We start from the raw sequence: 11,531 nt of genomic DNA, 5'->3' as shown, positions 1-11,531 counted from the left end.
TTGCTGCACTGTTGTTTGGCACGTTTGTACACAACACTGCGCACACAGGTGGCTGTGACTGGAGTTGCAGACGTGCGGGAAGTTTTTTGGAAAAAATTTGGCGCGCGGCGGCGGAAACGGCTGAAATCAGCGCTTGGAGCGCTGCCGGATGCGAGTGGTGAGCTCTTTCACGTGATCGAAGACCTCACGGCGCTCGGCCATCTCGGACAAGATCTTTCGCTGCGCATACATGACCGTGGTGTGGTCGCGGCCGAATGCCTGCCCGATCTTGGGCAGTGACAGATCGGTGAGCTCGCGGCACAGATACATCGCGATCTGGCGCGACTGAGCCAGCGCGCGCGTCTTGCCCGGACCGCGCAACTCCTCGACGGTGGTGTCGAAGTATTCGGCGGTGGCGGCCATGATGGTCGCCGCACTGATCTGCATGGTGCTGGCATCGGCGATCAGGTCGCGCAGCACGATCTCGGCCAGGGACTTGTCAATTGGCGTCTTGTTCAGCGAGGCGAACGCGGTGACGCGGATCAAAGCTCCCTCGAGCTCGCGAATGTTGCGCTCGATGCTGCTGGCGATCAGCTCGAGCACATCGTCGGGTACCGCGAGCCGTTCCATCTGTGCTTTCTTGCGCAGAATCGCGATGCGGGTTTCCAGTTCGGGCGGCTGGACGTCGGTGATCAGGCCCCACTCAAACCGGGTTCGCAGCCGGTCTTCGAGGGTGGCGAGTTGCTTGGGCGGCCGATCAGACGAGATGACGATCTGTTTGTTGGCGTTGTGCAGGGTGTTGAAGGTGTGGAAGAACTCTTCCTGGATACCTTCCTTGCCCTCGATGAACTGGATGTCATCGACCAGCAGCACATCGACGTCACGGTAACTGCGCTTGAACGCGACCTTACGGTCGTCGCGAAGCGAGTTGATGAAGTCGTTGGTGAATTCCTCGGTGGAGACGTACTTCACCCGCATGCCGGGAAACAGCCGCTGCGCGTAATTGCCTGCGGCATGCAGCAAGTGGGTCTTGCCCAACCCGGACTCACCCCAGATGAACAACGGGTTGTAGGCACGCGCGGGTGCTTCGGCGATGGCCAGGGCCGCGGCATGCGCGAACCGATTGGACGCGCCGATGACGAAAGTCTCGAAGGTGTAGCGCCGGTTGAGGCTGGTTCCGCCGGCGGCCGCGGCGGGGTCGCCGCCGTGCGAACGCTCGGTGAAATAGTTGGGCCAACTCTGCTCGACGCCGATCGCTTCACCGTTGTCGTCGGCCTCGTCGGTGTCACTCGACGTTTCTAGGTCGATGTCGTCTGCGAACGTGTCACCCTGCGCAAACTGGGTCTCGTCGGCGTCGTCGGTCGGCGGTGCGATTCGCACTCCGAGTTGGACCTGCTGTCCGAGCCGGCGGCTCAGCGCGTCGGTGATCGGGGTGCGCAGATGCCGTTCGATCTCGTTTTGCACAAAACTGCTCGGCACCGACAAGAGGGCGAAACCCTCGACGATGGTCAGAGGCTGAACAAGATTCAGCCACGCGCGCTGCTGGGGGGTGAGGGGAGTGACCAGCGTCGTGCGATTACCTGCTGCTCCGTCCGCGTCGGAATCGCCGTTGAGCTCAGAGACGACCGCATTCCACACTGTCGTAAAACCAGAACCGGAGTCATCGGTCAACGACGCATCTCCCTGGTCCGACGTCGAAGTAAAACCACGCTTGGCGACAAAGCAACTGTCCACATAGTTATACACAGGTGTGGACAGGATAGGCGTATGCGGGTCGCAACCTATCGGCGACGGCTCGCGATCCGCGGGCTGGAGACGACCCGAGCTAGGTCGCCTGCACAGCTAGAGGATCCGCCATCATGCTTCGTTGTCGAGCGCCGCTCCAGTCTGAAACGGCATTGCCCGAAGCTAACAGTTTTCCGTGCGGCTGCCAACAGTTCTGCTGCATTCCAGTCGCGGTATTTAGAGTCCATAGGGGCGTGCTATGGCTCGTCGATGATGTCGTGTCGAATGGCTGCGCTTGTGGCCGAGCTTTGAACTCGGGCGTCGGTGGGTCCGTTGGGGCAGGCCAAGTTTGACCCAGCGAACGCTCGTCAGTACCCTCATACAGTCGCCCGAAAGTCGGCGATACGGCAGCGACCCAGGAGTTATTCACCCGGGGACCGCGCCGGCCAGCAGCAAGAACCACCTTTCGACCGAATCACGAAGCAATTTAGCCGAAGCAAACGTGACCGGCCGGATGACTGGGACAAGCTTCTAGCGAGACAGAACGAGGAGAACGCCGTGGCCAAGGGCAAGCGGACCTTCCAGCCGAACAACCGGCGCCGAGCTCGTGTGCACGGCTTCCGCTTGCGCATGCGCACCCGCGCAGGGCGCGCCATCGTGTCTGGCCGGCGGCGCAAGGGCCGCCGCGCGCTATCTGCCTGATCTGACCGACAGGCTTGTTGGCGGTGCTTCCCGCGCGCAACCGCATGAGGCGGTCACGGGAATTCGACACGACAGTGAAGTACGGGATGCGCATCGCGCAGCCCGATCTCGTCGTCCACGTGCGACGGGGAGACGATGACGAAGCCGGTCCGCGGGTCGGGTTGATTGTCGCCAAATCGGTCGGTTCGGCCGTCGACCGCCATCGCGTGTCCCGCCGGCTGCGCCATGCGGTTCGAGGCATGCTCAGCGATCTTCATCAGCAAGATCGGGTGGTGATCCGGGCGCTGCCGAGCAGTCGGCAGGTGTCGTCGACGTGGTTGGAGCAGGAGTTGCGCAAAGGCCTGCGGCGTGCCTTCGAACGCGCGGGAACGGACGGGTGACCGTGACGGCGCCGGTGCGCGCGAGAGCCAGTGGCGCAAGCAGGACCGTGGTGCGCGGACTGGTTTTCCTGATCCAGCTGTACCGGCACATGGTGTCACCGCTTCGGCCGGCGACGTGTCGCTTCATGCCGACCTGCAGTCAGTACGCGGTCGACGCCCTCACCGAATACGGGTTGATTCGGGGGAGCTGGCTGGCGATCGTCAGGCTCGCCAAGTGTGGACCATGGCATCGGGGAGGATGGGACCCGATACCGGAACGCGGTTCAGAACACCGGGGTTGCCGGGTGGACTTTGAAGACACCAGCGTCGTCGGAAATGCCCCGGCGCCGCGAGGGGAGAGTGAATCTGTTGTCGTTCGATCTGTTTAGCCTCGACTTCGTCTACTACCCGGTGTCGTGGATCATGTGGGTTTGGTACAAGCTGTTCGCCGCGCTGCTGGGGCCCTCGAACTTTTTCGCCTGGGCACTGTCGGTGATGTTCCTCGTGTTCACCCTGCGGGCGCTGCTGTACAAGCCGTTCGTGCGCCAGATCCGGACTACCCGCCAGATGCAGGAGCTGCAGCCACAGATCAAGGCGCTGCAGAAGAAATACGGCAAAGATCGTCAGCGCATGGCGCTCGAGATGCAGAAGCTGCAGCGCGAGCACGGGTTCAACCCAATCCTCGGCTGCTTGCCGATGCTCGCGCAGATCCCGGTTTTCCTCGGGCTGTATCACGTGCTGCGCTCCTTCAACCGCACCACGGGTGGCTTTGGACAGCCACAGATGTCGGTCGTCCAAAACCGGTTGACGGGCAACTACATGTTCAGCCCGACCGAGGTGCAACACTTCCTGGACGCGAATCTGTTCGGCGCCCCGATCGGGGCGTCGATGACGCAGCGGGGCGGTCTGGAGGCCTTCACCGATTTCAGTCGCCCGGCGGTCATCTTGGTCGGCGCGCCGGTGATGATCCTGGCGGGCATCGCGACCTACTTCAACAGCCGCGCCTCGATTGCCCGGCAGAGTCCGGAGGCGGCAGCGAACCCCCAAACCGCCATGATGAACAAGCTGGCGCTGTATGTGTTCCCGCTGGGCGTCGTCGTCGGCGGCCCGTTCCTACCGCTGGCGATCATCCTGTACTGGTTCTCGAACAACATCTGGACCTTCGGTCAGCAGCACTATGTGTTCAACATGATCGAGAAAGAGGACGAGGCCAAAAAGCAAGAGGTGCTGCAACGCAGAGCGGCGAACGCGCCGTTGCCGGGAGCCAAACCGAAACGCAAGGCCGCGCCGGCCAATGGCAAAGGGCCCTCGACGGTCGGCGATGCCGCCGCGCCGAAGACGGATGCCGGGGACGAGGAGTCTGCGGGAAAGACACCAGAGGCTATACCGGACAAACCTGGCACACCCGGGGGGACCACCGGCCCGGCCAATCGGACGCCCCGGCCCGGGGCTCGACCGAGGAGACGCAAGCGCTGACGAACGGCGCCACAGCTTTACCGGGCCGTCTCCGGAGAGTTACCCGAATGAGACAGGGACGGACCCATGGATGAGGGAGAGAAAATGACGGACGCTGAGACCACCGAACGCGAGTCGGACACCCAAGCCGCGGTCGAGGATGAAGCCGAGGATGCGACGGCAGCGGAGGCCGGTGCCGAAGACGCCGACGACCTGGAGGAGCGGTTGGTCGCCGAAGGCGAGATCGCCGGCGACTATTTGGAAGAGCTGTTGGATCTGCTCGACTTCGACGGCGACATCGATCTGGACGTGGAGGGCAACCGCGCGGTCGTCAGCATCGACGGCGGCGACGACTTGAACAAGTTGGTCGGCCGCGGCGGTGAAGTGCTCGATGCGCTCCAGGAGCTGACGCGGCTGGCGGTGCATCAGAAGACCGGCGTGCGCAGCCGGCTGATGCTGGACATCGCGAGTTGGCGTCGCCGGCGCCGCGAGGAGTTGGCCGCGCTGGGCGACAAGGTGGCGCGGCGGGTGCTGGAGAGCGGCGAGCGCGAAGAGCTCAAGCCGATGACCCCGTTCGAGCGGAAGATCGTCCACGACGCGGTCGCGGCGGTGGCCGGCGTGCACAGCGAAAGCGAAGGCGTGGAGCCGAGCCGGCGGGTCGTCGTCCTGCACGACTAGTCGGGTTACACGGGTGTAGTTCGTTGCGCCCCGCACGGTGATGTAGGTCCGAGGACCGGAGGAATGTTTCACGTGAAACATGTCGACGGATTTGATCGGGCGGCGGCGCCGAATGAAGTGGCGGACTCCATCGGGCCGGGTCCGCCATCCGGGGCGGCACGCGAGATCTTTGGCCACCGGATGGAGACCGCGACGCGGTACGCGGAGATCCTGGCGACGACAGGTGTGGAGCGTGGACTGCTGGGCCCCCGCGAAGTGGACCGCGTTTGGGAACGCCACCTATTGAATAGTGCGGCGATCGCCGAACTCCTCGGCCGCGGCGAGCGGCTGGTGGACATCGGGAGCGGAGCAGGCCTGCCGGGGATACCGTTGGCCATCGCACGGCCCGATCTTCAAGTCGCACTCCTCGAGCCACTGTTGCGCCGCAGCGAGTTTCTCAAAGAGGTCGTCACCGAACTAGGGTTAGCCGTCGAAGTGGTACGCGGCCGTGCCGAAGAGCCCGGGATCCGCAAGCGTTTCGGCGACCGGGATGTCGCGGTGTCGCGAGCGGTCGCGGCATTGGACAAGTTGACGAAGTGGAGCATGCCGTTGCTACGGCCGGGCGGACGGATGATTGCGATCAAGGGGGAGCGTGCCCCCGACGAAGTCGAAGAACACCGGCGTGGGATGGCGGCGTTGGATGCAGTTGATGTCAGGGTGGTGACATGTGGCGCGAGCTATTTGCGTCCGCCCGCAACCGTGGTGGTAGCGCAGCGCGCAACGCAATCGCGACGCGGGTCGGCACCAAGGGCGGACAGGAGAAAGCGATGAGCCCTCCCCGGGATCGGTCCGGAGGCTCGGGTCCAAGCGTGGAGCATCTGGAGTCGGCGGGGACGCCCGTCGCGCCGCCGCTCACGCGCGAAGAGGCAGTGCCTCTCGCGGACGAAGCGCCGAGCGAAACCACGGCGGATGTTTCACGTGAAACATCGAACGAATTCGACACCCCGATCGGCGCCGCGGCCGAACGCGCGATGCGGGTTCTGCACACCACCTACCCCCCACTGCGCCGACCGACTCGTCGTCGAGTCTTCACCGTCGCGAACCAGAAGGGTGGGGTCGGCAAGACGACGACTGCCGTCAATCTCGCCGCCGCGCTCGCACTGCAGGGACTCAAGACGCTCGTGATCGATCTCGACCCGCAGGGCAACGCGAGCACGGCGCTGGGCATCATCGATCGGCAGCCGGGCACCCCCTCGTCGTACGAGGTGCTCCTCGGCGAGGAGACGATCGAGTCCGCACTGCGCCGCAGTCCGCACAGTGACCGACTGTTCTGCGTTCCGTCGACCATCGATCTGGCCGGTGCCGAGATCGAATTGGTCAGCATGGTCGCGCGCGAGAATCGATTGCGTAACGCTTTGGCGGAGCTCGATCACTTCGACTTCGACTACGTCTTCGTGGACTGCCCGCCGTCGCTGGGCCTGCTGACGATCAACGCACTCGTCGCCGCACCCGAGGTGATGATCCCGATCCAGTGCGAGTACTACGCGCTCGAAGGTGTGTCACAGCTGATGCGGAACATCGAGATGGTGAAGGCGCACCTCAACCCGCAACTCGATGTGACGACGGTGATCCTGACGATGTATGACGGCCGGACCAAACTCGCCGATCAGGTCGCCGACGAGGTGCGCCGCTACTTCGGAGAGAAGGTGCTGCGCACCGTCATCCCGCGCAGCGTCAAGGTGTCCGAAGCGCCCGGGTACAGCATGACGATCATCGATTACGACCCCGGATCGCGCGGGGCGATGAGCTATCTCGACGCGAGCCGCGAACTCGCACAGCGTGGTTAGTCACCATTCGTGAAGGGACGACAATGACGAACGCCGGCAAAAAGAAGGGCGGACTCGGCCGGGGCCTCGCTGCGCTGATTCCCACCGGGCCCGCCGAGGGCGATGGGGGACCCGCGACCCTGGGTCCGCGGATGGGAGACGCCGCCGCCGATGTGCTGATCGGCGGGCCGGCGGCAAGCGCCAACGAAATGGGCGCGGTGTATCGCGAGATCTCGCCGGCCGATATCGAGCCCAATCCCAAGCAGCCGCGGCAGGTGTTCGACGACGAGGCGCTGGCCGAACTGGTGCACTCGATTCGCGAATTCGGTCTATTGCAGCCCATCGTGGTCCGGGCGATCACCCCGTCACCCGGCGGAGCGCGCTACCAGATCGTGATGGGCGAGCGCCGCTGGCGCGCCGCCCAGGAGGCACAGCTGGCCACTCTGCCGGCGATCGTGCGGGAAACGACCGACGACAATCTGTTGCGTGACGCCCTGCTGGAGAACATCCACCGCGCACAGCTGAACCCGTTGGAAGAGGCGGCGGCATATCAGCAACTGCTCGACGAGTTCGGCGTCACCCACGACGAACTGGCCTCGCGAATCGGGCGGTCGCGACCGCTGATCACCAACATGATCCGGTTGCTCAAACTGCCGATCGCCGTGCAACGCAGAGTGGCGGCCGGGGTACTTTCCGCCGGCCACGCCCGGGCGCTGCTGTCGCTGGAGTCCGGCCCCGAGGCGCAGGAAGAGCTGGCGAGCCGGATCGTCGCGGAGGGGCTATCGGTGCGTGCCACCGAGGAAGCCGTGACACTGGCCAACCGCGGCGATACGGCAGCACCGGCGGCACCGCGCCGCAAGCCGATTCACATGCCCGGACTGCAAGACGTCGCCGATCGGCTGTCGAACGCCTTCGATACCCGGGTGACGGTCAGCCTCGGCAAGCGCAAGGGCAGGATCGTCGTCGAGTTCGCCTCGGTCGAGGATCTGCAGCGGATTGTCGACACCATGACCCCGCCCAAGGCATGACCAGTCATACCGTGTAATTACGTCACTGTGACACCGCGCGGTTTCCGGACCCGCATTTGACCCACGCGAGCACGGAGATCCGTTGTACACCAAGTCTTTTCGGCATTCGGCGGCAGCGGGCAGCGGGTGTCGAAGCGGTTCGGTGGCCGCGCCGGGGTGGCGGGGTCAACACTGGCCCGACAACGACACATTCTCCTATTCTGGAGAGGTTGTTGGTGCACGTCAGCCCGGGCACCGCCGGGCTTGCGGCAATGGGCTGCGATACGCACGGGAGCCAGGAGGCTAGTGTCTGCTCGAATCACGCCCCTGCGGCTCGAAGCTTTCGAGCAGCTTCCCAAGCATGCGCGCCGCTGTGTCTTCTGGGAGGTCGATCCCGCGACGCTCGGCAACCAGGACCATCTCGCCGACCCCGAATTCGAAAAAGAGGCGTGGCTGTCGATGGTGATGCTGGAGTGGGGTTCGTGCGGTCAGGTCGCGACCGCCGTTCCCGATGAGCAGAGCCGTACCGATCCCCCATGCCTGGGCTACGTGCTGTATGCCCCGCCGGGCGCGGTGCCGCGGGCGCATCGGTTTCCGACCGCGCCGGTGTCTCCGGACGCGGTGCTGCTGACATCGATGGGCATCGAACACGGGCATGCCTCCGACGACTTGCCGCACGATCTGCTGGCCCGGGTCATCGACGAATTGATGCGACGTGGGGTCCGGGCGCTGGAAGCCTTCGGTCGTACCCCGGCGGCTTCGGAGCCGTTGGATCCCCGGCTCGCCGACCCCGACGTCCGGCCGGTGCTGGAGGCTCTCGGTGACTGCTCTGTGGATCGCTGCATCATCGATGCAGAGTTCTTGAAAGACGTGGGTTTCGTTGTGGTAGCACCACATTCGTACTTCCCACGGCTACGCCTCGAGCTGGACAAGGGTCTGGGGTGGAAGGCCGAGGTCGAGGCGGCGCTGGAGCGCCTACTGGCGAATGCTCAGCTGCAGCAGCCGGTCGGCGCCGGGTCCAGCAATGTTTTGAAGGCCGCAAATACGTTGCAGAGCAAGCGGACTGGTTAGGTACCGCCGAGGCGGGTGGTCCGTTCCACCGACAACTCGTGAGCCAGCAGCTCGGCGAAGGTGAACGTGCCGGTGGGTCGGTCGTTCTTGCCGAGCAGATAGAGGCGCTTGACCGCGGCGAGGATGCCTTCGGCAATCGCATCGCGCGTTTGCGTGGAGAGCAGCATGTCCCGGTCACCGGGGTTGGTGATGTAGCCGACGTCGACCTGGACGGTGGGCATCCGGGTCAGCCGCAGCAGGTCCCAGGTGCGGCCATGTGTCCGGCAATCGCGTAATCCGGTTCGGGCCACCACTTCTCGCTGAATGAAGTCGGAGAGATTGCGGCCGATGGTCGACACCGATCCGTGCGAGTTGCCGAAGTGGAACGATGCCACTCCGTTGGCCGAGGGGCTGACCTGGGCTTCGCAGCGCAGGCTGATCATCAGGTCCGCACCGACATTGTTGGCTGTGGCGGCGCGTTCGGCATCCGACGGGCTGCGGTTGGTCGGTCGGGACAGGAAGGTCTCCATGCCGATGGCGGTCATCCGACCCTCCAGCCGACTGGCCAAGTCCCACAAGATATCTGCTTCGCTGACCGGGCCGGCCGGGCCGTGTGCGATCAGACCGTGGTCGTCGCCCCCGCGGCCCGGATCGATGATGATTCGCTTGCCGGAGAGTCGGGGGCCCGAGCGGCGGACCAGTTCCTCTTCGCGAATGGCGTGCGGCGAACCACCGCTGACTCGAGAACTCAGAAAGTACAAGGAGCGCAAGGTTTCCGGGCCGCAGATGCCGTCGGCGGACATCCCGTATTCACGTTGGTACGACATCAATGCGTTGTGGGTCTGCAAGCCGAAATGTCCGTCGACCAGGCCGGTGTAGAAACCGAGGTCCTGGAGCCGAGCCTGCAACGTCGCGACGTCGTCACCGTAGAGGGGAGCGCCGAATTGGTGGTACAGCGTTCGCGCGCCGAGCCGGTAGGAAGCCTCCTTCAAGGCCCGGTAGGTGGCCTCGCCGACAACGCCGTCGACGAGCAGGCCACGATGCTGCTGAAAGGCGCGGACCGCCTGGTCGAGCTGGTCGTCGAAGACCTCGAGAGCCACCTGCCGGCCCGTGCTCAAATCTTCGTCGCCGTTGTCCAATAACCCTAGTGCAGCCAGCGAGGCCCTGATTTCGGTCACAGCTGCGCTGCGGTCACCACAGCGCAGCGCGTCGCCGTTTTCGCGGCGCGGACTCGACATACCAAGGGCCCTCCGGGACAAACTGACAGGCACACAAAAGCACTACAGCTAACCGGTATTGTCGCAGATCCTTCTCGATTTCGGGAAAACCGCAGGCTAAACGGCGAGGCATCGCCGCAAAGCGCGGATGCGCTCAGCCGAGGTTGGGGACCGCGTCGGAAAGCTCGCGCAGCAGCGCCGCCTTGCCTTTCGCACCGACGATTCGCTTCACCGGCTGGCCGTCCTTGAACAGGATCATCGTGGGGATCGATACCACCTGGAAGTCGCGCGCCGTCTCGGGGTTTGCGTCGACGTCAAGTTTGGCGACGGTCAACTGTTCGGACCGCTCGGCCGCGATCTCTTCCAAGACGGGGGCGACCATTTTGCACGGTCCGCACCACGTCGCCCAAAAGTCAACCAGCACAGGCTTATCGCTGGACAACACATCCGTCGAGAAGGAAGCGTCAGAGACTTCCTTTGTGGCCCCGGTCTTTTCGGTATCGCTCATCGTGGTGCTCCAATCAAATCAGTATTGTCCGCATTCCCAGCCGCCGTCTTCTTGCCGGCGGCTTCCGACCCTTCGTGCTCGGCGAGCCACCGCTCGGCGTCGATGGCCGCCGAACAGCCACTGCCCGCGGCGGTGACAGCCTGGCGGTAGGTGCGGTCCACCAGATCGCCGGCCGCGAAGACGCCCTCCAGCGTGGTATTTGTGGTGCGCCCCTTGACAAGTACGTAACCGTCGGCGTCGACGTCGATGACGTCGCGCACCAGGGCCGACCGCGGCTCGTGACCGATCGCGACGAACACACCGGTGACCGGGAGGGTAGTTTCTTCGCCAGTTACGTTGTCGCGCAACCGCAATCCCGTCACCGTTGTCTCGCCGTCCACCGCGAGCACGGTTTGGTTGGTCATGAACTTGATCTTGTCGTTGGTGCGCGCCCGCTCGAGCATGATCTTGGAGGCCCGGAATTCGTCGCGGCGGTGCACCAGGGTGACGCTGCGCGCGAACCGGGTCAAGAAGGTAGCCTCTTCCATCGCCGAGTCACCGCCGCCGATCACCGCGATGTCCTGGTCGCGGAAGAAGAATCCGTCACAGGTGGCACACGCGCTCACCCCACGGCCCAGCAACTCCTGCTCGCCGGGCACCTGCAGGTAACGGGCCGCGGCGCCCATGGCCAAGATGACGGCCCGGGCCTGGAAGGTTTCCCCGTCGGCCGTGACGACCGACTTGACCGCACCCTCCAGCGAAACGGATTCGACGTCTTCCATCCTGAGGTCCGCCCCGAAGCGCAGCGCCTGCTCGCGCATCTGGTCCATCAGCTCCGGGCCGGTGATGCCGTCGCGGAAGCCGGGGTAGTTCTCCACCTCGGTCGTGGTCATCAGCGCACCACCGAACGAGGTCCCTTCGAAGACCACCGGCGCCAGCTGCGCGCGCGCCGCATACAGGGCTGCCGTGTACCCGGCCGGACCGGATCCGATGATGATGACGTCGTGGACTGTGTCATGAGTGGAGTCGGTCATACGAACCTTTCCAGATACAGATTTGTTCATCGT

13 protein-coding genes are annotated in these 11,531 nt (G+C 64.5%); 9 read left to right on the top strand and 4 right to left on the bottom strand.

The genetic code is table 11. The features are described 5' to 3' along the window. Window positions 1-126: 126 nt before the first annotated feature. Window positions 127-1,650, bottom strand: a complete 1,524-nt coding sequence (gene dnaA, locus BN973_RS01930; RefSeq protein WP_036465561.1) for a chromosomal replication initiator protein DnaA — start codon at window positions 1,648-1,650, stop codon at window positions 127-129. 612 nt (window positions 1,651-2,262) lie between these two features. Here dnaA and rpmH point away from each other — a divergent pair. From rpmH to BN973_RS01895, 9 genes are all read left to right on the top strand, one after another. Then, window positions 2,263-2,406 (top strand): 50S ribosomal protein L34, encoded by a 144-nt coding sequence (gene rpmH / locus BN973_RS30265; RefSeq protein WP_003874369.1) that lies wholly within the window; start codon window positions 2,263-2,265, stop codon window positions 2,404-2,406. A 23-nt stretch (window positions 2,407-2,429) separates the two neighbouring features. Then, a complete protein-coding gene (rnpA, locus tag BN973_RS01925) occupies window positions 2,430-2,786 on the top strand; it encodes a ribonuclease P protein component (RefSeq protein WP_036471928.1) in 357 nt (118 codons plus the stop codon). A gap of 2 nt (window positions 2,787-2,788) precedes the next feature. Beyond that, window positions 2,789-3,154, top strand: a complete 366-nt coding sequence (gene yidD, locus BN973_RS30260; protein WP_084163569.1) for a membrane protein insertion efficiency factor YidD — start codon at window positions 2,789-2,791, stop codon at window positions 3,152-3,154. Then, window positions 3,102-4,241 (top strand): membrane protein insertase YidC, encoded by a 1,140-nt coding sequence (gene yidC, locus BN973_RS01920; RefSeq protein WP_407067606.1) that lies wholly within the window; start codon window positions 3,102-3,104, stop codon window positions 4,239-4,241. Before yidD ends, yidC begins: the two co-directional genes overlap by 53 nt. Before the next feature lie 84 nt (window positions 4,242-4,325). Further along, complete coding sequence (locus BN973_RS01915) at window positions 4,326-4,898, top strand: Jag family protein (protein ID WP_036465558.1); 573 nt, start codon at window positions 4,326-4,328, stop codon at window positions 4,896-4,898. A 63-nt stretch (window positions 4,899-4,961) separates the two neighbouring features. Further along, on the top strand, window positions 4,962-5,708 hold the full coding sequence (rsmG, locus tag BN973_RS01910; RefSeq protein WP_051641075.1) for a 16S rRNA (guanine(527)-N(7))-methyltransferase RsmG: 747 nt from the start codon (window positions 4,962-4,964) through the stop codon (window positions 5,706-5,708). Further along, window positions 5,705-6,724 (top strand): ParA family protein, encoded by a 1,020-nt coding sequence (locus BN973_RS01905; protein ID WP_407067605.1) that lies wholly within the window; start codon window positions 5,705-5,707, stop codon window positions 6,722-6,724. The genes rsmG and BN973_RS01905 overlap by 4 nt, the downstream gene beginning before the upstream one ends. A gap of 23 nt (window positions 6,725-6,747) precedes the next feature. Beyond that, the gene (locus BN973_RS01900) at window positions 6,748-7,731 is read left to right on the top strand and encodes a ParB/RepB/Spo0J family partition protein (RefSeq protein WP_036465556.1); all 984 of its coding nucleotides are present in this window, start codon (window positions 6,748-6,750) and stop codon (window positions 7,729-7,731) included. A gap of 285 nt (window positions 7,732-8,016) precedes the next feature. Then, window positions 8,017-8,781, top strand: a complete 765-nt coding sequence (locus BN973_RS01895; protein WP_036465555.1) for a hypothetical protein — start codon at window positions 8,017-8,019, stop codon at window positions 8,779-8,781. Here the strand turns inward: BN973_RS01895 and BN973_RS01890 are convergent. The 3 genes from BN973_RS01890 to trxB all read right to left on the bottom strand — a co-directional run bounded on the left by BN973_RS01890 (window position 8,778) and on the right by trxB (window position 11,498). Further along, entirely contained in the window at window positions 8,778-9,998 is a 1,221-nt protein-coding gene (locus BN973_RS01890; RefSeq protein ID WP_036465554.1) for an N-acetylmuramoyl-L-alanine amidase, read from the bottom strand. The genes BN973_RS01895 and BN973_RS01890 overlap by 4 nt on opposite strands. Window positions 9,999-10,131: 133 nt before the next feature. Continuing rightward, a complete protein-coding gene (gene trxA / locus BN973_RS01885) occupies window positions 10,132-10,485 on the bottom strand; it encodes a thioredoxin (protein ID WP_036465552.1) in 354 nt (117 codons plus the stop codon). Then, entirely contained in the window at window positions 10,482-11,498 is a 1,017-nt protein-coding gene (trxB, locus tag BN973_RS01880) for a thioredoxin-disulfide reductase (protein ID WP_036465551.1), read from the bottom strand. The genes trxA and trxB overlap by 4 nt, the downstream gene beginning before the upstream one ends. Window positions 11,499-11,531 lie beyond the last annotated feature (33 nt).

It is taken from the genome of Mycobacterium triplex (assembly GCF_000689255.1).
In the GTDB taxonomy this organism is placed as follows: domain Bacteria; phylum Actinomycetota; class Actinomycetes; order Mycobacteriales; family Mycobacteriaceae; genus Mycobacterium; species Mycobacterium triplex.
This window is presented reverse-complemented; position numbering and strand designations above follow the sequence as displayed.

Coding starts and splice junctions, on each gene's coding strand:
- rsmG (WP_051641075.1), top strand. CDS start 4,962: ATGTTTCACGTGAAACATGTCGACGGATTTGATCGGGCGGCGGCGCCG.
- BN973_RS01905 (WP_407067605.1), top strand. CDS start 5,705: ATGAGCCCTCCCCGGGATCGGTCCGGAGGCTCGGGTCCAAGCGTGGAG.
- BN973_RS01915 (WP_036465558.1), top strand. CDS start 4,326: ATGACGGACGCTGAGACCACCGAACGCGAGTCGGACACCCAAGCCGCG.
- trxB (WP_036465551.1), bottom strand. CDS start 11,498: ATGACCGACTCCACTCATGACACAGTCCACGACGTCATCATCATCGGA.
- BN973_RS01890 (WP_036465554.1), bottom strand. CDS start 9,998: ATGTCGAGTCCGCGCCGCGAAAACGGCGACGCGCTGCGCTGTGGTGAC.
- BN973_RS01900 (WP_036465556.1), top strand. CDS start 6,748: ATGACGAACGCCGGCAAAAAGAAGGGCGGACTCGGCCGGGGCCTCGCT.
- trxA (WP_036465552.1), bottom strand. CDS start 10,485: ATGAGCGATACCGAAAAGACCGGGGCCACAAAGGAAGTCTCTGACGCT.
- yidC (WP_407067606.1), top strand. CDS start 3,102: ATGCCCCGGCGCCGCGAGGGGAGAGTGAATCTGTTGTCGTTCGATCTG.